A 22,134-nucleotide genomic window follows, 5' to 3' on the forward strand; every position below is an offset into this window, starting at 1 on the left:
GCGTTTCCCGTCGTTTCATCGTCGATGCGTGCTTCAGCCGTTGTCCGCGAATCCCGGATAGAGCGTCATGCCGCCATCGACGAAAAGCGTCGTGCCGACGACGTAATCGCTCTCGTCGGACGCGAGCCAGACAGCCGCACGGCCGATATCCTCGACCTCGCCGACGCGCCCGTACGGAATCAGCGTCAGCAGCTTGTCGAGCTTCTCCGGTGTGTTCCAGACGTCCGCGTTGATCGGCGTGCGGATCGCGCCGGGTGCGATGCCGTTGACGCGGATGCGCTGCGGCGCGACTTCCTGCGCGAGCGTTTTCATCATCATCTGGATGCCGCCTTTGGACGCCGCGTAGTTCGCATGCCCCGCCCACGGAATGACTTCGTGGACCGAGCTCATGCAGATGATCTTGCCGAGCGCTTTCGACACGTCGCGCATGCCGCGCCGCTCGAACTCGCGCACCGCGCGCTGCGCCGTGAGAAATTGCCCGGTGAGATTGGTTTCGATGACAGTCTTCCAGTCGGCGAGCGTGAGCGCGGTGAATTTTGCGTCCTTCTGCAAACCCGAATTCGCGATGACGATATCCACCGTGCCCCAGCGTTTCACGACGGCATCGAACATGGCATCGACTTGCGCTTCCTCGGCGACGTCCGCGCCCACGGCGATCGCCTCGCCGCCTTTCGCGGTAATCGCAGCGGCGAGTTTCTCGGCGGGTTCCGCGTGCGCGTGATAGTTGATGGCGACGTGCGCGCCCGCATCGGCAAGCGCGATCGCGACGCCCGTGCCGATGCCCGAACTCGCGCCCGTCACGAGCGCGATCTGGCCTGCCAGGGGTTTATGCATGTGCGTGTCCGTCTGAAGGTCCAACGGGCGCGCCGCAAGATGCGCGCCCGGCGGCGCTCACGCGTCCAGCAAGCCCTGATACACCTCCGCGTACTGAAGCGCCGCCGCTTCCCAGCCGAAGTTCTGCCCCATCGCGCGTTTGACGACCGCTTTCCAGTCCGTGCGCCGCGCCTTCAGCGCGAACGCGCGCCGAATCGCGCCGACGATGCCCGCACGGTCGAAGCTGTCGAAGACGAAGCCGGTCGCGAGATCGTCGGCGAGATTTTCGAGGGAGGAATCGACGACGGTATCCGCGAGCCCGCCCACGCGATGCACGAGCGGCAGCGAGCCGTAGGCAAGCGCGTAGAGCTGCGTGAGACCGCACGGCTCGAAGCGCGACGGCACCATCACGACGTCGCTGCCCGCGATGATCGAATGCGACAGCGTCTCATCGAAGCCGAGCTCGACCGCGACCGCGCCCGGATGTGCCGCCGCCGCGTTCTTCATGCCGGTTTCGAGCGCCGGGTCGCCGGTGCCGAGCACGGCGAGCTGGCCGCCGCGCTGCACGATGTCCGGCACGGCCGAGAGCAGCAGATCGAGACCCTTCTGCTCGGTCAGCCGGCTGACGACGCCGAAGAGCAGGGCGTCGTCGTCCTTCGCGAGGCCCATGCGCTCCTGCAGCGCCGCCTTGCACTTCGACTTGCCCGAGGCCGGTTTCGCCGCCGTGTATTTCGACGCGATGGATTCGTCGACGGCCGGGCTCCATATCGAATAATCGACGCCGTTCAGAATGCCGGCGATATCGTGCGTGCGCGTCTGCAACAAGCCGTGCAGACCCGCGCCGTGCGCCTGCGTCTGGATTTCGCGCGCGTAGGTCGGGCTCACGGTCGTGATGCGGTCGGCGTAATAGAGGCCCGCCTTAAGGAAGGAGACGTGACCGTAGAACTCCAGGCCTTCCACCGCGTAGAAGTCGGCGGGAAGCTGGAGCAGGCCGAAGTCCGCCGCCGGGAACGTGCCCTGATACGCGAGGTTGTGCACGGTCATCACGCTCGCCACGCGCGGCGCGCCGCTGCGTTGGAACGCGCGCAGGTAGGCGGGCGCGAGTCCCGCGTGCCAGTCGTGCGCGTGCACGATATGCGGCTTCCATGCCGGATCGGCGCCCGTCGCGATACGCGCCGCCGCCCAGCCGAGCAGCGCGAAGCGGCGGTCGTTGTCGGCATACGGATGATTCGCCGCATCCATGTACGGATTGCCCGGACGGTCGTAGAACCGGTCCGCGCGCACCACGTAGACGATCACGCCGTGCGGCTTCAGCACGCCGCGCTCCAGCCGCACGTTGCCCGCGCCGAACGCGCCGCCCAGATCGGCGACGGGTTCGAGGTCCGCGAGCCCCGCGAGCACCGCCGGGAAGCCCGGCAACACGACGCGCGCATGCGTGCCCAGTTGCGATTGCGCCGGCGGCAGCGCGCCGACCACATCGGCGAGGCCGCCGGTCTTCAGCAGCGGATACATTTCTGCTGCGGCATGCAGCACGCAAACGGTCATCGGCGCTCCTGTCGATTCGGTTCGTTTCGTCGCGTCCGGCTAGCGCTGCGAGAGCCGCGCCAGCGCATCGCGCGTGATCAGCGTGACGCCGGATTCGGTGCGGAAGAAGCGCGCGGCGTCGTCGTCCGGATCCTCGCCGACCACGAGACCTTCCGGCACCGTGCAGCCCCGGTCGATCACGACCTTCTGCAGGCGGCAACTCGGCCCCACGGTCACTTGCGGCAACAAGACTGCCTCATTGATGTTACAGAACGAGTGCACCCGCACCGCCGACGAAAACACCGACTTCGACACCTGCGATCCCGAGATCACGCAGCCGCCGCACACGAGCAGATTCGTGATCGCGCCTTGCTGGCCGTTCAGGTCGCGCACGAACTTGCCGGGCGGCAGTTGCTCCTGATTCGTCCAGATCGGCCATTTGCGGTCATACAAATCGAGTTCCGGGATCGTCGAGGCGAGGTCGAGGTTGGCCTCCCAGTACGCGTCGACGGTGCCGACGTCGCGCCAGTACGCGGGCGCGTCCGGATCGCTGCTGGAGGTCACGCACGACATGCCGAACGGATGCGCGATCGCCTTGCCCGTGGTCACGACGCGCGGAATGATGTCCTTGCCGAAATCGTGATCCGTGTTCGACGTCTCGATGTTCTCCTGCAGCATGTCGTAGAGATACTTCGCGCTGAACACGTAGATGCCCATGCTCGCAAGCGCGACGTCGGGCTTGCCGGGCATGGCGGGCGGATCGGCGGGCTTTTCGAGGAAATCGGTGACGCGGCGGTTTTCATCGACATGCATCACGCCGAATGCGACCGCGTCCATGCGCGGCACCTCGATGCAGCCGACCGTGCAGTCCGCGCCGCTCTCCACATGGTCGAGCACCATGCGCGTGTAGTCCATCTTGTAGATGTGATCGCCCGCCAGCACGATGACGAACTCCGGCCCGATGGAGCGCACGATATCGAGGTTCTGATACACGGCGTCAGCGGTGCCGCGATACCAGCTCGAATCGACGCGCTGCTGGGCCGGCCAGATATCGATGAACTCGTTGAACTCGCCGCGCAGAAAACCCCAGCCGCGCTGCAGATGGCGGATGAGCGAATGCGCCTTGTATTGCGTGACGACGGCGATGCGGCGGATGCCGGAATTGAGGCAGTTGGACAGCGCGAAATCGATGATGCGGTACTTGCCGCCGAAATGCACGGCGGGCTTCACGCGCTTGTCGGTGAGCGGCCCGAGACGCGTGCCGCGCCCGCCGGCAAGGACGATTGCGAGGGTCGACTTCTGCAAATCGGTGCGATTCTTAGACAGCGTCTCCATGTCAGCCTCCTGATTTGACCTGCGACTATTGATGTATTGCCGTGTGTTCGTCCTCGTATGCTTTTCGATGTGGCCGCCGCGCAGCCGTTGCAGCATTATCCGGCGCGCGTTCGGATTCGTGTGCCGGAGTTCGCGATTTTTTCGCTGAGCGCAGCGCGCCGGTTTATGCGGTGCGGTTCGAGCAAGGCGCGTGCCGAACGCGCACGGGCGTGCTGTGCGCCGCGTCCGGCCCGCCGATGTGTTGCAGCCGCGCGACCGTTTGGGCTTCTGATCGATCGCGCCGCTCGACAAAGCGCGTTCGCTCAATTTATAACGAGACGCCATGCCGCAGTGCGTCGAGGCGCGGCACAATACGATGCATGCGATGCCCGACGCCGCTTTACGCGCGGCGCCTGCGGGCGTGGTATCCGAAGCCGCCGTCGCGCTGCGCTGCACGACGCCGGCGCGACAAACGTTTCACCTGACCGGACACGATCAATCGGGAAAGCAGAACATGAACAACGTCCTGAGCATTCAATCGCATGTGGTGTTCGGCCATGCGGGCAACAGCGCGGCGGTCTTTCCGATGCGGCGTCTCGGCGTCAACGTCTGGCCGCTCAACACCGTGCAGTTCTCCAATCACACGCAATACGGCCGCTGGACCGGCAGCGCGTTCGACGCCGACGAACTCCAGAACGTGATCGAGGGCATCGGCGCGATCGGCGTGCTGGCACGCTGCAACGCGGTGCTGTCGGGCTACATGGGCACGCCGGAGCAGGGGCGCGCGGTCGTCGAGATCGTGAAGATGGTGAAGGCGGTGAATCCGCGAGCGCTCTATTTCTGCGATCCGGTCATGGGCCAGACGGGCGGCTGCACGGTCGCGCCGGGCATCGAGGATTTCCTCGTCACGACGATGCCCGAAATCGCCGACGCGATCATGCCCAATCACGTCGAGCTCGAAAAGCTCGTCGGGCGTCCGATCGAAACCGTGGAAGAGGCCGTCGATGCCTGCCGGGAAATCATCGCGCGCGGCCCGCGCACCGTGCTGGTGAAACACCTGCTCGACCGCAACAGCCGCGCCGACACCTTCAACATGCTCGCCGTCACGCCGACCGAAGCCTGGTTCGCGCAGCGTCCGCTTTATCCGTTCGCGCGGCAGCCGGTGGGCGTCGGCGATCTGACGAGCGCGGTGTTCGTCGCGCGCACGCTGCAGGGCGATTCGTTGCGCAACGCGCTGGAGCACACGCTCGCGGCGGTCAACGCGGTCGTCAGGGCGACTTACGAGGCGGGGCGCTACGAGCTGGAAATCGTCGCGTCGCAGGATGAAATCGCGAAGCCGATCGACCGTTTCCCCGCGATTCGCGTGACCGGCACGGAGATGGTCAAAGGCGGCTAGTCCGCTTTGCCGTTCGCCTCCATCAGGCCGAAGCGCCAGGACAGGCGCCGCGTCGCGGCGAGCAACGCGCGGGCGAGCGGACCGTCCGCGGCGCTGTCGAAGCCGCCCGCCGAGCCGATCAACGCGATCACGAGGCACACGCTACCCGTGTGATCGAACACCGGCGCGGCGAGCGTGTGGATGCCGGGCACCGGCGCGCCGAGCGCGGTGTCGAGGCCGTCTTTCCGGATGCCGTCGAGGCGCGCCGCATCCGGTTTCGCGTCCGCCGCGCCCGCGAGACGGATGCCGTCCTGCTGCATCAGGCTCGCGCGCATGTCGGCGGGAAGATGCGCGGCAAAGACGCGTCCGATCGCCGTATTGACGAGCGACATCGCTGTGCCGATGCGCAGGCTCACGTGCTGCGGCCGCGCCGACTCCTCCAGCCGGATCACCGTGGGACCGAGCGGCCCGAGCGCGGCGGCCGCTACGGTCATCGAGGTGCTCGCGGCGAGCGCGACGATCTCGCTTTCCGCGTCGCGGATCGGCGAAAGACGCTGCAGCGCGATGAGCCCGAGCTCCCGGCTCAACGCGCCCGCATGAAACAGCCCGGCGTCGTCGCGCGCGAGCAGGCCCACCTTCACGAGACTCACCAGATGCGCGAACGCTTTCGCCGGCGGCATGCCGGCCGCGGCGGCGAGATCGCGTAACGTAAGCGGCTCGCCTGCGGCGACCAGCGCGCGCAGGAGATCGCCCGTCGCGTCGAGCGCGTTGATGCCGCGCTGCGGCCTCGCGTCTTCGTCGAATGTCGTCATGGGAGTAGGTCCGTGATGGTGCGCGCGGCGTCTTTCAGCGCGCGGGCGAGCGCGCCGTCCCAGGCGACGTCGGCGAGGCCGGTCGGTCCGATCGCCGTGAGCGCGAGCTGCATGCGCCCGGCGCTGTCGAACACCGGCACGCTCATGCTGCTGACGCCCGGGCTCGGCGCATCGACGCTGCGTTCGATGCCGCGCGTCCGTATCTCATCGATGCGCGCGTCCATGCCGGGCGCATCCGTCTCCTGCTGATGCGCAAGCATCGCGGCGACGCGGCTTGCGTCGTCGAAGGCGCGGAATACGCGGCCCGTCGACGTCGAGGACAGCGACATCACCGTGCCGACGTGCAGATTCACATGCAGCGGATGGCCGCCGCGTTCGTAGCGCACGATCGTCGGCCCCTGCGGCCCGGCGACGCTGACCGCGACGCTCATGCCCGTGGCGAGCGCCAGCGCCGCGACGCGCGGCGCGGCCGCCCGGTACGCCGGCTGATGCTCCAGATTCAGCAGCCCGAGCCGCAGCGAAAGCGGGCCCGGCTCATAATTCCCCGTGAGCGCGTCGCGCTTCACCAGCCCGAGCCGCGTGAGACTCACGAGATAGGTATGCGCCTGCGCGCTCGACAGTTCCGCTGCTTCGGCGAGCGCGCCGAGCGCAAGCGGCTCGCGGCGCGCGGCGAGCGCCGCGAGCAGTCGCGCGCCGACTTCGACGCTCTGAATCCCGCGCTGCTTCTTTTCCTCGCTGGTTTCGGAACTGGCCAAGTGCACTCCGCGTTCGATGAAAAAGGCAGATGTTATCCGAGCAGCAAGCGTCCGATGAGGCGATTCAGTATTTACCCGGAATTTGCAAATAACAAGTGCGCTTGCTGTTGACAAATATCGGCATCGCGCCGATCATCCACGCATCCTCACGAGAATGGAAGCGAGACACGATCATGGCAAAAGCATTCGCATCGCAGGCCGATCTGGAAGAGAAGAAGATCACCTTCACGCAACTGTCCGAGAACGCCTACGCCTACACGGCGGAGGGCGATCCGAACTCGGGCGTCATCATTGGCGACGACGGCGTGCTGATCGTCGATACGACCGCGACGCCCGCGATGGCGCAGGATCTCATCGAGAAAATCCGCAGCGTCACCGACAAGCCGATCAAATACGTCGTGCTGTCGCACTATCACGCGGTGCGCGTGCTCGGCGCGTCGGCGTATTTCGCGGAAGGCGCGCAGCAGGTTATCGCGAGCCGCGGCACGTATGAAATGATCGTCGAGCGCGGCGAGCAGGACATGAAATCGGAGATCGAGCGCTTTCCGCGTCTTTTCGCGGGCGTCGAGACCGTGCCGGGCCTGACGTGGCCGACGCTCGTCTTCGAGCGCGAAATCACGCTGTTCCTCGGCAAGCTCGAAGTGAAAATCGCGCATCTCGGCTCGGGCCACACGAAGGGCGATACGGTCGTCTGGCTGCCGTCGCAGAAAGTGCTGTTCTCGGGCGATCTGGTCGAATACGACGCGGCCTGCTATTGCGGCGATGCGCAACTCGAAGAATGGCCCGCGACGCTCGAAGCGCTGCGCGCGCTGAAGGCCGACAAGCTCGTGCCGGGGCGCGGCCCCGCGCTGCTGTCGCCGGCCGAAGTGGACAAAGGCCTCGACTACACGAAGGATTTCGTCACGACGCTGCTGCAGGCGGGCCGCGAAGCCGTCGCCGATAAGCTCGATCTGAAAGGCTCGATGGCGCACACGCGCAAGGCGATGGACCCGAAGTTCGGCCACGTCTTCATCTACGAGCACTGTCTGCCGTTCGACGTCTCGCGCGCCTACGACGAAGCGAGCGGCATCAAGCATCCGCGCATCTGGACGGCCCAACGCGACAAGGACATGTGGGCCGCGCTGCAGGACTGACGTTCTTCTCTGGCGGCGCGCTCTAGCGAAAGCGCGCCGCATTCCCCTCTAAAGGCTCAACAGGCGCGCAAGACGCCGGCCTAAACACGCCCATCTGGAGCGAGACATGTCGAAGTCGATCGTTACGGCGGCGCTCAACCCGAGCGCCGCCGGGGAAGCGCACGCCCTCACCGACGAGGCGCTGTTGCGCAAAGTCGCGTGGCGCATCATTCCGTTTCTGTTCCTCTGCTACGTGGTGTCGTTTCTGGACCGCATCAATATCGGCTTCGCGCAATTGCAGATGAAGCACGATCTCGGCTTCTCCGATGCGATGTACGGTCTCGGCGCAGCCGTCTTCTACGTCGGCTATGTGCTCTTCGAGGTGCCGAGCAATCTGTTGCTCGCGAAATTCGGCGCGCGCCGGACGTTCACGCGCATCATGCTGCTGTGGGGCGCGGCGTCCGTCGGCATGATGTTCGTCGCGACGCCCGGCCATTTTTATCTGCTGCGTTTTCTGCTCGGCGTGTTCGAGGCGGGCTTCTTTCCGGGCATCGTGCTGTATCTGACGTACTGGTTTCCGGCGAAACGGCGCGCGGGCGTGATGTCGGTGTTCTTCGCGGGCGTCGCGGTCGCGGGCGTGTTCGGCGGGCTCGTGTCCGGCTGGATCATGCGCGACATGGCGGGCGTCATGGGGCTGCACGGCTGGCAGTGGATGTTCGCGATCGAAGGCGCGCCAGCGGTGCTGCTCGGCCTGATCGCGTTGCGCCTGCTCGTCGATACGCCGCGCGATGCGCGCTGGCTCACGCAGCCGGAGCAGGAGCGGCTCGCGGCGCTGTGCTCGGAACCGTCCGGCGACGCGGGCGCGCACGACCGCCACGGTCTGCTCGATGCGCTGCGCAACCCGCGCATCTATCTCTTCGCGTTCATCTATTTTTCGCTGACGTGCGCGTCGCTCACGCTGAGCTTCTGGATGCCGCTGATGATCCGCGATTTCGGCATCACCGACGTGATGTCAGTGAGCCTGTACACGGTGGTGCCGAACGCGATCGGCGCGGTGGGACTGATTCTGATCGCGCGTCATTCCGACCGCGTCGGCGAACGGCGCAAGCATTTCGCGTGCTGCACGATCGGCGGCGGCCTCGCGCTCGCGGCGCTCACGCTGCATCCGCCGAGCTTTGCGCTGATGCTCGCGATTCTGTCGCTCGCCGCAACGCTGATCTTCGCCGCGCTGCCGATCTTCTGGGCCGTACCCGCGAGCCATCTGCCGGGCAAGAGCGCGGCGGCGGGCATCGCGTTCATCAGCAGTATCGGCATTACGAGCGGGATCGTGAGTCCGTGGGTGATCGGGCAGATCCGCACCTCGACGGGCAGCATGGATCTCGCCGTGCATCTGCTCGCCGTGCTGCTCTTCGCGAGCGGCGCCGCGCTGTTCTTTGGGTTGCGGCGTCGCGCGTGAATTCAGGAGGCCGCGGCTGCGGCCAATGCCTTGAAATTCTCCGGCGTCGCGAAGGCGAGATATTCGGCCTGCATCTCGGGCGTGAGGAATTCGAGCATCGTCGAGTTTTCGATCCAGAGTTCGATCACATGGAAGAAGTCGTTGCCGCGCGTGCAGTGCACCGCGCGCCAGCCCTCGCGCTCGCCGATCGCGACGACTTCCGCCGCGCCGAGTTTCGTCGCCATCGCCATATGGAAGGCGCTGTACTGCGGGCGCTTGAACGTGCCTGCGCCGTAGCTCACGCTGTCCTCTTGATCGCCGCCCGGCGTGATCACCTGATCGCTCGGATACACCTCGATGATGCTGCCGCGATCGTCGCCCGCGACGGCCATCCACGCGCCGGGAAACGGCGAAAAGGGCGCGGCGAATCCGCCCCATAATTCGGCGAGCACCTGCGCGACGTGTTTCGGATCGTTGGCGGGCATGGAGGCGTGGAAGATCATCGCGATGGACTCCGGTGGATGCGGGGAGAAAGTCGATTCGCAGTGCTGCGGTGCCGGGATTCTTGCAGAGTCTATTGATATGAGTGTTTTCATACGCGTCAGGACTCAGCGCTTATCCGACAAACGCAGCGCGAATTAAGCGGCCGCCGCGGATTGCCGCGCCGTCATGCCGATGCGAAAGCGGCCAGATCCGCCGTCAGCCGTGCGGCATCGCTCAGAAAGATACCGTGCGGCGCGCCTTCGTACACGAGGAGCCGCGCATTCGGAATCAGGCGCGCCGTGCGTTGCGAGGTCAGTTCCAGCGGATTCGATACGTCGGCATCGCCCTGCACGATGAGCGTCGGCACATCGACATCGCGCAACTCGTCGCGGAAATCGCCGCCGTTCACTGTTTCGTTGCAGGCAAGAAGCGCGTGATGCGAGGTGCGCAGCGCCATTTCGCGAATCCAGTCGATCATGGCCTGTGACGCGCGCGGTCCCGCGAACGGACGCGCATTGTCGGCGAGCCATTGCGGATAGTCGGTCATGAGATCGTGCTGAAAGGCGTCGGCATAAGCGCGATCGATGCCGCCGGGATTGTCCGGCGTCTTCGCGAGCATCGGCAAGGTCGAGGCGATCAGCACGAGCCGCGCGACGCGCGCGCTGCCGTGACGCGTCAGATAGCGCACGGCTTCCGCGCCGCCCATCGAATAGCCGGCGAGCGTGAGACCGGACAGATCGAGCGCTTCGATGATACCGGCGAGGTCGTCCGCGAGCGTGTCGTAGTCGTAGCCGCCGCCCGGATCGCTGGAACGTCCGTGGCCGCGCCGGTCATAAGCGACGCAGCGAAATCCCTGGCGCACGAGCGGCAGCATCTGGTATGCCCACATGTCGCCCGGCAGCGAATAGCTCGGAACGAAAAAGATCGTCTTGCCGTTTGCAACGGCGTGCTCGGGCCGCCAGTCGCGGTAGAACAGCTCGACGCCATCGGCGGTTCCAATGAACCCCGGCCGGGTGATGGTTGCATGAAGTCGCATGTCCGTCTCCTTGTCGATGAGCAATGTGATGGCATCGTCGCAGGAGAAAGGCGGCCGGACAATTACGTCGAAGGTAAAGGATGGTTGCCTCGGAGCAGTAGTTACTTGGGCAAAAGCTTCGCTGCGAACGAAACTCTGGCCGTCAATTCGTACCCTCCAATTTGCGCGGGACCACGTGCGCGCCTACATCGCCACTTATGCGTATGCTTCGCTTCGATCGATTGAAAAAGGTAGGGAAAGGGGTTCTCATCGAAGCTTTGACAGCGAATTGCCCACGTTAGTATGCAAGATGAATGGGGCTGAGGCCGACGGACTGAAATGGCACTGGGCGGCCAATGGCTGAGGATGATGCAACACAAACACCTATAAGCATGAACGTAACGACGTCAGATGACTGTATCGGGATCTCGCCCGATCATCCGTGGGCAAAACACTTCATCGCTCTGGCGTACCGCGATGGGGCTTTCTCATTAATTCCGAATAATTTTTTTAAGGATTGGCTCGACGAAGAGGCGACTGTCGGGACTTTTCGCATCGGCAGAGCGTCGGGCTTGGGAGTCGGCTCGATCGCCAAGTATGACGCCGACGCGCAGAGCCTCAATATCGGGAAGTTCGTCGCCGGTGGCCTCAGATTGCGCTTCCTTCTGAACGGTCAGCACGAGATGAAGACGATCTCGACCGCCATGTTCAGTGTGTACGGTAACGGCTTGCGAAACGTTGCGCCGCCGCAAATGCCGACACGGTTATCCACAATGACGTTTGGATCGGTGACGAAGCGCTGTTCCTTGGAGGTAGCACTGTGGAGAGTGGATGTGTGATCGGTGCGCGAACCGTCATACCCCCTAACTTCCGAAGCGAGCCGTATGGAATCTATGTGGGCTCTCCCGCGCGTCTCGTCAAATTCCGTTTTCCCGAAAAAATACGGGAATGCCTCATGGAATTGGCATGGTGGGACATGCCGCTGCAATGGATCAAAGACCACAATGACGCTTTTCTCGCTGATTTGACCAGTGACGAGGGACGTGCGCTGGAGATGCTGTCTGAGTTGAAGCGAGCGAAAAGTTCTTGGGTTGAAGCGCCGCAGGCGGGCTAAAGCCGAAGTCACTCAGCGCCCCAAGGCAGATCTTGCCGTCGCGAAGCATTCCCCTTAGAAATGAAAAACCGGCGTGGCCGCATGCACAAAAAAAAGCCGCCCGAGAGAAGGCGGCGAGAGCGCGTCCGGTGTGGGCCTCGTCGTCGAGGGTGGACGCGTGAGGAGACAGGAGCAACCATGTGCAGTATGGCAAAGCCTCGCGCGGCGCTCAATCGCCATGTCGAATTACTGCGTTTCAGCATTCATTTGATGAATGGTACGGAATGCGAATGAATCGAGGCATTGGTGCGAAGTTTAAGATTTTTCTCGCCTTTATCCGGGCTTTTCGCTCGCGAGATTGAGATAGACTCGGCGGACGTTTCAAACATCCGCGGCGCCGCCATTCATGCCCTTCGATTCAACTTCGCCGCCGCTTTTCGACCATGCGGATCACGCGCTTTCCATCGCACTCGACCTTCGTAGTTCGGGCGACTGGCCCGCGCTCGAACAGTTCTGCCTGAACGCGCTGCAGCGCTTCCCGCAGGATATCGAATTGCGGTGGCAACTGAGTCATTGCTTCTGGCTGCGTCACGACAGCGTCGCGGCGGAAGCCGTCATGCGCGAGGCCGCGCTGCATCATCCCGGCAATGGCCTCGTGAGCGGCGCGATCGCGATGTATCTCAACGAGCAGTCGCGCTTCGCCGAAGCCGAAGCGATGTATCGCGTGGCGCTGACCGAATCGCCGGATGAGCACGGTTTCGCCATCGATCTCGCGGATCTCGAATTGCGGCGCGGCGCGTGGCGCGACGGCTGGCTGCGCTTCGATCGCCGCCTGAATCGCTCGCAGCATGGCGAGAACGGCGTCGTCGCGCGGATGGAGCGTGTCGGGCCGAGCTGGCGCGGGCAAGCGCTGGATGGCAAACGGGTCGTGGTGTACAGCGAACTCGGGCTCGGCGACGATATCCAGTTCGTACGTTACTTTCCTCAGTTCGCGGAAGGCGTGCGGCGCAACGGCGGCGAGGCGCTGCTCGCGGTGCGCGCGGCCTTGCATCCGCTTATCCGGCGCTTCGTGCCGGATTGCGTCGCGCTCGAAGCGCACGACTTCGGCACGGTCGATTACACCGTCGCAATGATGAGCATGCCGCTGTGGATCGGGCTGCTGCCGCATCAGGTCGATGGTCGCGCGTATCTGCATGCCGCGCCGGAACGCATCGACATATGGCGGCGCATGCTCGCGTCGGACGGCAGCGATGCGTTGCGCGTCGGTCTCGTATGGGCGGGCAGCCCGACGCACCGCCGCGACGCCCAGCGCAGCGTGCCAATCGCCGCGCTCGCGCCGCTCTGGCGCTTGCCGGGCGTCGCTTTCTACCCGGTCGCACCGGGCCGCGAAGGGGATATCGCGGCAATGCGCTCGGCCGGCGCGCGCATCGCGGAACTGCCGGAATATACCGAGCATTTTCATGATTCGGCCGCGCTCGTCAGCGCGCTCGACGTGCTCGTGACCGTGGACAGTTCGCCGCTCCATCTTGGCGGCGCGCTAGGCAAACCCGTGCTCGCGATGATCGATGGCGCGTCGCACTGGTGCTGGGGGGAGGGCGAGACGCAGCCGTGGTACGACTCGGTGCGGCTCGTGCGGCAGCGCAGGCCGGGCGACTGGACGCCCGTGGTGGAGCGTGTCGCCGCGGCGCTGTGCGGGCGGCTCGCCCAGCGTGCCGCAATGCGAAGTCAGCAGGCGTCGGCGCTCGCCAGTCTCGGGTAGCCGGGCTGGTTCGAATCGATCGTCGTCACGCACGCGCCGTCGCTGAGATCGAGGGTGCTATCGACATCGCGCTTCGAGCCGTCTTTCATCTGCACGCTGTAGCGGTAGACCTTCGCCGTGGGTTCCGGGCTCTTCTGGAACAGGCTCGTCAGATCGAAGCTCAGACCCGCGCCGGCACCCGCGCCGCTCCAGCCATTGCCGCCGAGTCCGCCGCCGCCCACCCCGAGCGTGGGACCGGACGAAGGCGCCGCGCCCGTCGCAACCGTCGTCAGATATTGTTTGCCGACGATGCGGCCCACCGCCAGTGTGCTATCCGCCGGCAACGGCGCCGAGGCGCCCGGTGCGCTCGCGCATGCGGCGAGCATCGCAAAAGCGATGACCGCGAAGCCTGCGCTTGCCGCGCGTCGAATAATGGTGTGATCCGATTTCATTCCAGCCTCTTGCGTGCGTCTGCACGCGTTTCATTGGCCCTCGAAGCGATCGTGCGATTCTCGCGTGGAATCGCATGCTCGCGCCGGCGCGGCTGGAAGCGTCGTCAGAAAAACGCCGCCCGAAGGAGGGCGGCGCGTGCCGGCGATCGGCTCCAAGACCGGCGGGCCGGCGCGCTTCGCGAGGGACGCGAATGCGCGGCCGGAATGTTGAACGAATGCGGGTGGCGATTGAACCAGATTGCTCCGATTCAACGTGCAATGTCGCGTTTAGTCACTACTTCAGCAAATAAGCGACGATCGCATCGCAGACGCGGCCGAACATCTGCGTGCCGGTGACGGTCGTGCAGCCGCGTGCGCGGGCCGCTTCGATGAAGGGCGTAAGCGGCGGCTTGGTCACGACGTCGCCGACGAACGTCGTCGAAGGCAGGTTGGAGACGTCGATCGGCAGCGGATCGCCCGGACGCATGCCCGCCGGCGACGCGTTCACGATGAGGTCGTAAGTCTCTGCGGGCGAATCGTCGGCGACGCTCACCGCGCCGCGGCCCAGTGCGGCGAGTCGCGAGGCGAGGGCGCCGGTGCGCGCGGCATCGAAATCGCGAATCGCGAGCGACGCGACGCCCGCATCGACGAGCGCATGGCCGATCGCCGAGCCTGCGCCACCCGCGCCGATCAGCAGCGCCCGCTTGGCGCGCGGCTCGCAGCCGGCGTCGCGCAGGGCCGCGACCATGCCGATGCCGTCCGATGCGCCGCCGTGCCAGGTGCCGTCGGCGTTGCGCTTGAGCATGTTGACCGCGCCGAGGAACGCGCCTTCATCGGTGAGCGACTTGCAATATGTCGTCGCGCTGAACTTGTGCGGCACCGTGATGATCACGCCGTCGCAGTTCTGCAAGCGGTCGATGCCGGCGAAGAACGCGTCGAGATCGTCCGGCGCGACGTGGGCTGGAATCACGATGGCGTCGCGGCCAGCCGCACGCAATGCAGCCGTGACGCCGGACGGTGAACGCACCTGCGCGATCGGGTCGCCGACGATGAAATAGACGCGCGTCGCGCCGCTCAAGCCCGCGTCGAGCGATGCGGAAAAGTTAGTGTCCTGCGCCATTGCCTCAATTGTCTCCGTGAATTCGCATATCTGAATGCTAGTTGAAAATGGAATAGCATTCAACAAAAATAGAATCTGTCACGAAAGCAACTAACGGTCAAGTATTGTTCACAACCGCAAACGCGTGCCGGCGCGGCACGCGAACCGACGCGTCTACAGCGTCTCGGGCGCGGGTTCCGCCGGACTGGCGCCCGCCGCCGCGAGCGCTTCGTGCAGCGTCTCGAAAACATTCGACGCGCCGAGCACCGGCGTCAGCCCATGCCGGTCCATGTCGTTGCGCAAGAATGGGTTCACGCGCCCGAACAGCACCGCGACGCCGCGTCCGCGCAGCGTTTCGATCAGATCGCCGATCGTGCGGGCGGCGGAATAATCGAGATCGGTGATCGCGCCCGCATCGACGATCACGTGGCGCACATCTTCGGACGCCGTATCGACGAGCTGCGTCAGTTCCGACGCGAAAAAGTGATCGTTCGCGTAGAAGAGGTCTGCGCCGAAGCGGTAGACGATCAGATTCGGCGCGGTCATCGCGCCGGGCTTCGTCGGCATGAACTGCCACGGTTTGCCGGGCGCGACGGGCGTGAGCACCATCGTGTGTGGATGGTAGCTGTGGCGCACGTGCCGCATGAGCGACAGCGCGACCGCGAGCAGAATCCCATGCTCGACGCCCACCAGCACGACCGCGCCCGCCGTGATGAGCGCGAGCGCGAACTCGCCGGGGCTTTCGGCGCGAATGTCCTTCAGGCTTTGCACGTTGACGAGCCCGATCGCGATGGTGAAGACGATGGCCGCCAGCACGCAATGCGGCAGATATCGCAGATAGCCGCTCAGAAAAAGCAGGACGATCGCCACGACCGCTGCGAACACCAGTTGTCCGAACTGGCTGCGCGTGCCGGCGCGTTCGGCCATCGCGGTCTGCGTCGGGCTGCCGTTGACGACGAACGTCCCGCTCATCGCCGCCGCCGCGTTGGCCGCCGCGAGGCCGAGAATATCGCTGTTGGTATCGACTTCCTCGCGATACTGCTGCGCGAACACGCGTGCCGCCGCGGCGCTCTGCGCGATGATCATCACGAAGCACGACGCCGCCACCGGCATCAGTTCGAGACATTGCTGCCAGGTGACAGCGGGAAAGCGCAGCGGCGGCAATCCGCCTTCGACCGCGCCGAGCACCGAGATGCCGTGCGCGGCGAAGTCGAACGCCTTGCTCGCGGCGATGCTGCCGATCACCGCGATGAGTGCGACCGGCACGCGCGGCGCGATGCGCTTGCAGCCGAGAATCGCGACGATCACGGCCAGCGCGAGCGCAAGCGTCGGCCCGTGCGCGTGCATCGCATGACTGACGACATAGGCGAGCTGCGCCAGGCTGCGCGACGACGGATACGGCACGGTCATGCCGAATAGATCGCCGAGCATGGCGATCGACACCTGAACGCCCACGCCCGCCAGAAACCCGACGAGCACCGTGCGCGACAGAAAATCGGCAAGAAAGCCGAGTTTGAAGAGCCGCGCCAGCAGGAGGAGCGCGGCCGTCTGCAGCGCGACCATGCCCGCGAGCGCGACGTATTCGGGGCTGCTCATCGCAGCCATCGACGAGAGTTTGCTCGCGAAAATCGTCGCCGTGGCGGAGTCGGCCGCCACCACGAGATGCCGCGACGCCCCGAACAGCGCGAACGCGATGAGCGGGATGAACGCGGTGTAGAGACCCGTCACCGCGGGCATGCCGGCGATGCGCGCGTAGCCGAGCACCTGCGGAATATCCATCGACGCAAGCGAGACGCCGGCGAGCGCGTCACGCAACGCCGCAGCGCGATCGAGCGGAAGAATGCCTTTGAGAAATCGCCTGCCCGCCGCCGGGCTTCGAGTCGGATCGTGCATGTGGACACCGTGTTCCTGGAGAAACGAATCGTGCCCCATTGAGCGGGCGGTGCCAAGCCGCGGTTTTGTCTACCGACAAAGGCGCGTTTCAATCACCCAGGCGCGTCATACGTCGAACGGCGTCTCAAAAAAGAGCTTGGCTTCCTCTGCTTTTCTGGAATACTATTCCACTATCAAAGCGAGTTCTAAAGAGAACGGAACGGAGCCAAAGCGGAATGGTGGAGACACTGGATAACTTGGGACCCAACGAGACCTTCGACGTGGTCGTCGTCGGGGCGGGCGGCGCGGGCATGTCGGCGGCGCTGGTCGCGGCCATCGACGGCGCGCGCGTGCTGCTCGTCGAGCACACGGAATACGTCGGCGGCACGACGGCCTACTCGGCGGGCACGACGTGGATTCCCGCGTCGATGCACGCGGCGAGCGTCAATCGCGACGATACGTCCGCGAACGCCGAAGCCTTTCTGACTCGCGCGGTCGGCGAGCGTAGCAGCGCCGCGATGCGCCGCGCGTTCCTCGATGCGGGCCCGAGAGCGGTGGCGCATATCGAAGCGAATTCCGACGTGAAATACCGCGCGCGGCCGTTTCATCCCGATTACCTGTCGGAAGTCGAGGGTTCGACCTTGCGCGGCCGCGCGCTGGAACCGCTGCCGTTCGACGGCCGCAAGCTCGGACGCGCGTTCTCGCTGATCCGTCCGCCGATTCCCGAATTCACCGTGCTCGGCGGCATGATGGTCGATCGCGACGATGTCGGGCATCTGCTCAACATGACGAAGTCGTTCGCGTCGTTGCGGCATGCGGCGAAACTGCTTGCGCGTCACGCCCGCGACCGCATGAGTTCGCCGCGCGGCACGCGCCTCGTGATGGGCAACGCGCTGATCGGGCGCTTGCTGTATTCGTTGCTTCAGCGCGGCGTCACGGTGCTGACGAGCACGAAGGTCGAGGCGCTTCATTCAGGCGCAAACGGCATCGAAGCCGTCACGCTCAGTCGTATCAACGAACGGCGGCGCGTCGCCGTGAAGGGCGGCGTGATTCTCGCGAGCGGCGGTTTCAATCGGCATCCGAAGCGTCGCGGCGAGATGCTGCCGGGCGCCGATCCCGCCTGGTGCCCCGGCGCGCCCGGTCACAGCGGCAGCGCGCAGGATCTCGCGCTCGCGGCGGGCGCGCGTTTTGGCGATGGCGCGTTGTCGAACGCGTTCTGGGCGCCGGTTTCCGTGCGCAAGCGCGCCGACGGCACCACGGCTGTGTTTCCGCATTTCCTGATGGATCGCGGCAAGCCGGGCATGATCACCGTCGATAAAGCGGGCAAGCGCTTCGTCAACGAGAACACGTCGTATCACCTGTTCGGCATCGCGATGCAGAAAGCGAACCCAACGACGCCCGCCGTGCCCGCGTATCTCGTCACGGATTCCGAAGGATTGCGCAAGTACGGCCTCGGCATGGTGCGTCCGGGCGGAAAGGGACTCGCCCCGTTTCTCGCCGATGGCTATCTCGTGGAAGGCACGACGCTAGATCAACTCGCGGACAAGCTCGGCATCGACAAGAACGGACTCGCGGAGAGCGTCGCGCGCAACAATCGGTATGCGCAAACGGGCGTCGATTTGGATTTTCAGCGCGGCACGACGGCGTATCAGAACGCCAACGGTGACGCCAGCTCGACCGGCCCGAACAAGTGCCTCGGCCCGATCGGAACGGCGCCGTTCTACGCGGTGCGGCTCTATCCGGGCGATATCGGTGCTGCGACCGGCCTCGTCACCGACAGCGACGCGCGCGTGCTGAATCGCGCCGACGCGCCGATCGACGGCCTCTACGCCTGCGGCAACGACATGCAATCGGTCATGGGCGGCGTTTATCCCGGCCCCGGCATCACGCTCGGGCCCGGTCTCGCGTTCGGCTATCTCGCGGCGCGGCACGCGGCGGCGCGCGCGAAACAACCGGCGAGCGCCGCGCTCACACTTCCGCTCGAATGCGACACGCACGTGCCCGCCCGATGAAACACGAACCGATTCTCGAATGCGACGTGCTCGTGCTGGGTTCCGGCGCGGGCGGTTTGTCCACCGCGGTGACGGCGGCGACGCAGGGCTTGTCCGTGCTCGTCTGCGAGAAGGAAGACGTGTTCGGCGGCACGACGGCGTGGTCGGGCGGCTGGATGTGGATTCCGCGCAATCCGCTCGCGACGCGCGCGGGCATCGTGGAAGACGAAAGCGCGCCGCGCACGTATCTGAAGAACGAGCTCGGCGCGAACTACGACGCCGCCAAGGCCGATGCGCTCATCGAGCACGGCCCGCGCATGGTCGAATTCTTCGAGCGTCATACGTCGATGCGTTTCATCGACGGCAACCGCATTCCCGATTTTCATACGACGCAAGGCGCGGCCACGGGCGGCCGCTCGGTCTGCGCGATGCCGTTCGATGGCCGCGAGCTCGGGCCGCTCATCGGCAAGCTGCGCCCGCCTTTGGCCGAAGTGACGATCAAGGGCATGGCGATCGCGTCGGGACAGGATCTCGCGCATTTCCTCAATGCGACGCGCAACGCGAAGTCGGCGTGGCACGTGACGAAGCGCTTCGCCGCGTTCGCCTGGCACAAACTGCGCTACGGCCGCTCGATGCATCTCGTGAACGGCAACGCGCTCGTTGCGCGGCTGTTGAAATCGGCGGCGGATCGCGGCGTCGATCTGCGCACGCGCGCGAAGGCAGTCTCGCTCTTGCGCAAGGCGAATCGCGTGACGGGCGCGCGCGTCGAGATCGACGGCGTGATGCATGCGGTGCGTGCGCGATGCGGCGTCGTGCTGGCGTGCGGCGGATATCCGCACGACGCGAAGCGTCAGGCCGGCACGTTTCCGACGATGCCGCACTGGTCCGCCGCGCCGCGCAGCAATACCGGCGACGGCATTCGCATCGGCGAGGAAGCGGGCGCGCATTTCGATGCGTCGCTCGAAGCGCCCGCCGCGTGGGCGCCCGTGTCGCTCGTGCCGAAGCGCACGGGCGAGGCCGCTGCGTTTCCGCATCTGATCGAGCGCGCGAAGCCGGGCGTGATCGCCGTGACGCGCGCGGGCCGGCGCTTCACGAACGAGGCGTCGTCGTATTACGACTTCATCTCGTCGCTGATCGGCACGACGCCGCCGGGCGAAGAAGTGTGCGCGTGGCTCGTCTGCGATCATCGGTTTCAGCGGCGTTACGGGCTCGGTTTCGCGAAGCCGTTTCCGTTTCCGCTCAAGGCATATGAGCGCTCGGGCTATCTGAAATCCGCGCCGACGCTCGAAGCGCTGGCCGCACAATGCGGCATCGATGCGCGCGGTCTCGCCGATACCGTCGCCACGTACAACAGCTACGCGAAAGACGGCTTCGATCCGCAATTTCACAAAGGCTCGACGCCGTACAACCGCGTGCAGGGCGATGCATCGCACGCACCGAATCCGTGCCTCGCGCCGATCGCCGACGGGCCGTTCCATGCGGTGAAGATCGTGCCCGGCAGCCTCGGCACTTTCGCCGGCCTCGCGACGGATGCCCGTTCGCGCGTGCTCGATGACGCGCGCGCGCCGATTCCCGGCCTCTACGCGGTCGGCAACGACGCCGCGAGCATGATGGGCGGCCACTATCCGGCGGGCGGCATCACGCTCGGGCCCGCGATGACTTTCGGCTATCTCGCGGGCCTCGAACTGGCGTCGCCGGACATCGACGAAAACATCACGAATCTCCCGAACTTCAAACAGGCAAGGACGCTGCAATGACGCTCTACGACACAGTCACGTTGACGGTGAAAATCGGCACGAACGCGCAGGTTTTCGAAAACATTCAGGCAAGTGGCGACGCGCCCGGCTCGAAATTGCTCGGCTGCTGGTATTCGGATATCGGCGCGCTCGGCAAAGTGATGGTGCTGCGCGGCTTCGAATCCGAAGCGGCGTTGATCAAGGAACGCCAGCGTTTGCTGCTCGAAGGCAATCCGTTCGGCTGCGGCGAGTTCATCACGGATGTCGAAGTGAGCAGCTACGCGCTGTTCCCGTTTCTCCCGCCGATCGAGCCGGCCGTGCACGGCGGCATCTACGAGATGCGGGTCTACGGCACCAAGCTCGCGAGCCTGCAACATACGATCGACGCGTGGAAAAACGCCGTGCCGGAGCGCACGAAGCGCTCGCCGCTCATCGGCGCGATGTATGCGCTCGACGGCACCGTGCCGCGTTTTCTCAACATCTGGCCGTACCCGAGCGTGGACGAGCGCTCGCGCATTCGCGCCGAAGCCGTGAAGGACGGCATCTGGCCGCCCAAGGGCGGACCGGCCCATCTCACGACGATGGAAGCGACCATCTACGTGCCCGCGCCGTTCTCGCCGCTGCGCTAACCCTCACGGAGACGACGCAGATGTCACGACGCAAGCTGTCCTTGTCCGCACTGACGGTTCTCGAACTGACGCCGCCGCAGATGGTCGAGTGCGCGGCCAGGGCGGGCTACGATTTCGTCGGCTTGCGGCTTTTGCCCGCGACCGACACGGAAGTGCGGCACGAGATCGTCGGCGCGACGCCGATGAAGCGCGAAACGCTCGCCGTTTTGAGAGACACCGGCTTAGGCGTGCTCGATGCCGAAATCCTGCGGCTCAAGCCCGATACGAACGTCGCCGATTACGAGCCGATGCTCGCCACCGCCGCCGAATTGGGCGCGCGTTACGTGCTCGTCGCGGGCAACGATCCGGACGAGGCGCGCACGGCCGAGCGGCTCGCCGCGCTGTGCGATATCGCGAAGCCGTACGGCTTGTCGCCGTCGCTGGAGCCGATGCCCTGGACCGACGCGAAGGACATCGTGCAGGGCGCGCGCATCGTGAAGGCGGCGGCGCGCGCGAATACGGGACTGATCGTCGATCCGATTCATTTCGACCGCGCGGGTTCGTCGACGCACACGTTGCGCGAGCTGCCGCGCGAGTGGTTCGGCTACGTGCAGTTCTGCGACGCGCCCGCCGAACGGCCCGCCGATCTCGACACGCTGCTGTATCAGGCGCGCGCCGAGCGGATGATTCCGGGAGAGGGCGGGCTCGATCTGGCCGGCATTCTGCGCGCGCTGCCCGACGACCTGCCGCTTTCCATCGAAGTGCCGACGAACGCGTGGGCGAAGACCGCGAACGCGCTCACCCGGGCGACGCGCCTGCGCGAGGCGACGCTCGCGGTGCTTCGGGAGGCGTACGCCGAACTTTGACGCGCGCCAGTTGAATTCCGAGGTGGAATCGTGTTCTCATTCCGAATCATCGGAACTTCGAG

18 protein-coding genes and 1 pseudogene are annotated in these 22,134 nt (G+C 65.4%); 9 read left to right on the top strand and 10 right to left on the bottom strand.

The features are described 5' to 3' along the window. Positions 1-33: 33 nt before the first annotated feature. From AWB70_RS19370 to glgC, 3 genes are read right to left on the bottom strand one after another with little or no spacing between them, the layout of a single operon-like run. Positions 34-834, bottom strand: coding sequence for an SDR family oxidoreductase (locus AWB70_RS19370; RefSeq protein ID WP_053569851.1), 801 nt, complete (start codon positions 832-834; stop codon positions 34-36). Positions 835-891: 57 nt separating this feature from the next. Then, positions 892-2,358, bottom strand: coding sequence for a glycogen synthase GlgA (gene glgA / locus AWB70_RS19375; protein ID WP_053569504.1), 1,467 nt, complete (start codon positions 2,356-2,358; stop codon positions 892-894). A gap of 39 nt (positions 2,359-2,397) precedes the next feature. Further along, positions 2,398-3,672, bottom strand: a complete 1,275-nt coding sequence (glgC, locus tag AWB70_RS19380; RefSeq protein WP_014250959.1) for a glucose-1-phosphate adenylyltransferase — start codon at positions 3,670-3,672, stop codon at positions 2,398-2,400. A 493-nt stretch (positions 3,673-4,165) separates the two neighbouring features. Between glgC and pdxY the strand changes: the two genes are divergently transcribed. Continuing rightward, positions 4,166-5,047, top strand: a complete 882-nt coding sequence (gene pdxY / locus AWB70_RS19385; RefSeq protein ID WP_014250958.1) for a pyridoxal kinase PdxY — start codon at positions 4,166-4,168, stop codon at positions 5,045-5,047. Here pdxY and AWB70_RS19390 read toward each other — a convergent pair. Continuing rightward, complete coding sequence (locus tag AWB70_RS19390) at positions 5,044-5,838, bottom strand: IclR family transcriptional regulator (RefSeq protein ID WP_053569503.1); 795 nt, start codon at positions 5,836-5,838, stop codon at positions 5,044-5,046. The genes pdxY and AWB70_RS19390 overlap by 4 nt on opposite strands. Beyond that, entirely contained in the window at positions 5,835-6,593 is a 759-nt protein-coding gene (locus AWB70_RS19395; protein WP_053569850.1) for an IclR family transcriptional regulator, read from the bottom strand. The genes AWB70_RS19390 and AWB70_RS19395 overlap by 4 nt, the downstream gene beginning before the upstream one ends. Positions 6,594-6,766: 173 nt before the next feature. Between AWB70_RS19395 and AWB70_RS19400 the strand changes: the two genes are divergently transcribed. Next, complete coding sequence (locus AWB70_RS19400; protein ID WP_014250956.1) at positions 6,767-7,726, top strand: MBL fold metallo-hydrolase; 960 nt, start codon at positions 6,767-6,769, stop codon at positions 7,724-7,726. Between the two features lie 106 nt (positions 7,727-7,832). After that, complete coding sequence (locus AWB70_RS19405; protein WP_053569502.1) at positions 7,833-9,161, top strand: MFS transporter; 1,329 nt, start codon at positions 7,833-7,835, stop codon at positions 9,159-9,161. Positions 9,162-9,163: 2 nt separating this feature from the next. On the opposite strand, the gene AWB70_RS19410 is transcribed toward AWB70_RS19405, so the two are convergent. Both AWB70_RS19410 and AWB70_RS19415 read right to left on the bottom strand, forming a co-directional pair. Then, complete coding sequence (locus tag AWB70_RS19410; RefSeq protein ID WP_053569501.1) at positions 9,164-9,643, bottom strand: hypothetical protein; 480 nt, start codon at positions 9,641-9,643, stop codon at positions 9,164-9,166. A 164-nt stretch (positions 9,644-9,807) separates the two neighbouring features. Continuing rightward, on the bottom strand, positions 9,808-10,659 hold the full coding sequence (locus AWB70_RS19415; RefSeq protein ID WP_053569500.1) for an alpha/beta fold hydrolase: 852 nt from the start codon (positions 10,657-10,659) through the stop codon (positions 9,808-9,810). Between the two features lie 371 nt (positions 10,660-11,030). Here AWB70_RS19415 and AWB70_RS19420 point away from each other — a divergent pair. After that, positions 11,031-11,752, top strand: a pseudogene (locus AWB70_RS19420) (LbetaH domain-containing protein). 385 nt (positions 11,753-12,137) lie between these two features. Further along, the gene (locus AWB70_RS19425) at positions 12,138-13,490 is read left to right on the top strand and encodes a glycosyltransferase family protein (RefSeq protein WP_053569499.1); all 1,353 of its coding nucleotides are present in this window, start codon (positions 12,138-12,140) and stop codon (positions 13,488-13,490) included. Here the strand turns inward: AWB70_RS19425 and AWB70_RS19430 are convergent. The 3 genes from AWB70_RS19430 to AWB70_RS19445 all read right to left on the bottom strand — a co-directional run bounded on the left by AWB70_RS19430 (position 13,457) and on the right by AWB70_RS19445 (position 16,892). Continuing rightward, positions 13,457-13,921 (bottom strand): hypothetical protein, encoded by a 465-nt coding sequence (locus AWB70_RS19430; RefSeq protein ID WP_053569498.1) that lies wholly within the window; start codon positions 13,919-13,921, stop codon positions 13,457-13,459. The two genes, AWB70_RS19425 and AWB70_RS19430, sit on opposite strands and share 34 nt — an antisense overlap. 274 nt (positions 13,922-14,195) lie before the next feature. Continuing rightward, entirely contained in the window at positions 14,196-15,020 is an 825-nt protein-coding gene (locus AWB70_RS19440; protein ID WP_053569496.1) for a shikimate dehydrogenase family protein, read from the bottom strand. A gap of 153 nt (positions 15,021-15,173) precedes the next feature. Then, on the bottom strand, positions 15,174-16,892 hold the full coding sequence (locus AWB70_RS19445) for a SulP family inorganic anion transporter (RefSeq protein WP_053569495.1): 1,719 nt from the start codon (positions 16,890-16,892) through the stop codon (positions 15,174-15,176). Between the two features lie 215 nt (positions 16,893-17,107). On the opposite strand from AWB70_RS19445, the gene AWB70_RS19450 reads away from it, so the two are divergent. Genes AWB70_RS19450 through AWB70_RS19465 form a run of 4 tightly spaced genes read left to right on the top strand, consistent with a single transcriptional unit; the run spans position 17,108 to position 22,072 of the window. Further along, positions 17,108-18,883: an FAD-dependent oxidoreductase gene (locus AWB70_RS19450; RefSeq protein ID WP_053569494.1), complete on the top strand. Its 1,776-nt coding sequence runs from the start codon at positions 17,108-17,110 to the stop codon at positions 18,881-18,883. After that, the gene (locus AWB70_RS19455) at positions 18,880-20,619 is read left to right on the top strand and encodes an FAD-dependent oxidoreductase (RefSeq protein WP_053569493.1); all 1,740 of its coding nucleotides are present in this window, start codon (positions 18,880-18,882) and stop codon (positions 20,617-20,619) included. Before AWB70_RS19450 ends, AWB70_RS19455 begins: the two co-directional genes overlap by 4 nt. Beyond that, entirely contained in the window at positions 20,616-21,227 is a 612-nt protein-coding gene (locus tag AWB70_RS19460) for an NIPSNAP family protein (protein WP_053569492.1), read from the top strand. The genes AWB70_RS19455 and AWB70_RS19460 overlap by 4 nt, the downstream gene beginning before the upstream one ends. A 20-nt stretch (positions 21,228-21,247) precedes the next feature. Further along, the gene (locus AWB70_RS19465) at positions 21,248-22,072 is read left to right on the top strand and encodes a sugar phosphate isomerase/epimerase family protein (protein ID WP_053569491.1); all 825 of its coding nucleotides are present in this window, start codon (positions 21,248-21,250) and stop codon (positions 22,070-22,072) included. Positions 22,073-22,134: the final 62 nt, after the last annotated feature.

Origin of the sequence: Caballeronia cordobensis (assembly GCF_001544575.2) — a bacterium.
Taxonomy (GTDB): Bacteria; Pseudomonadota; Gammaproteobacteria; order Burkholderiales; family Burkholderiaceae; genus Caballeronia; species Caballeronia cordobensis.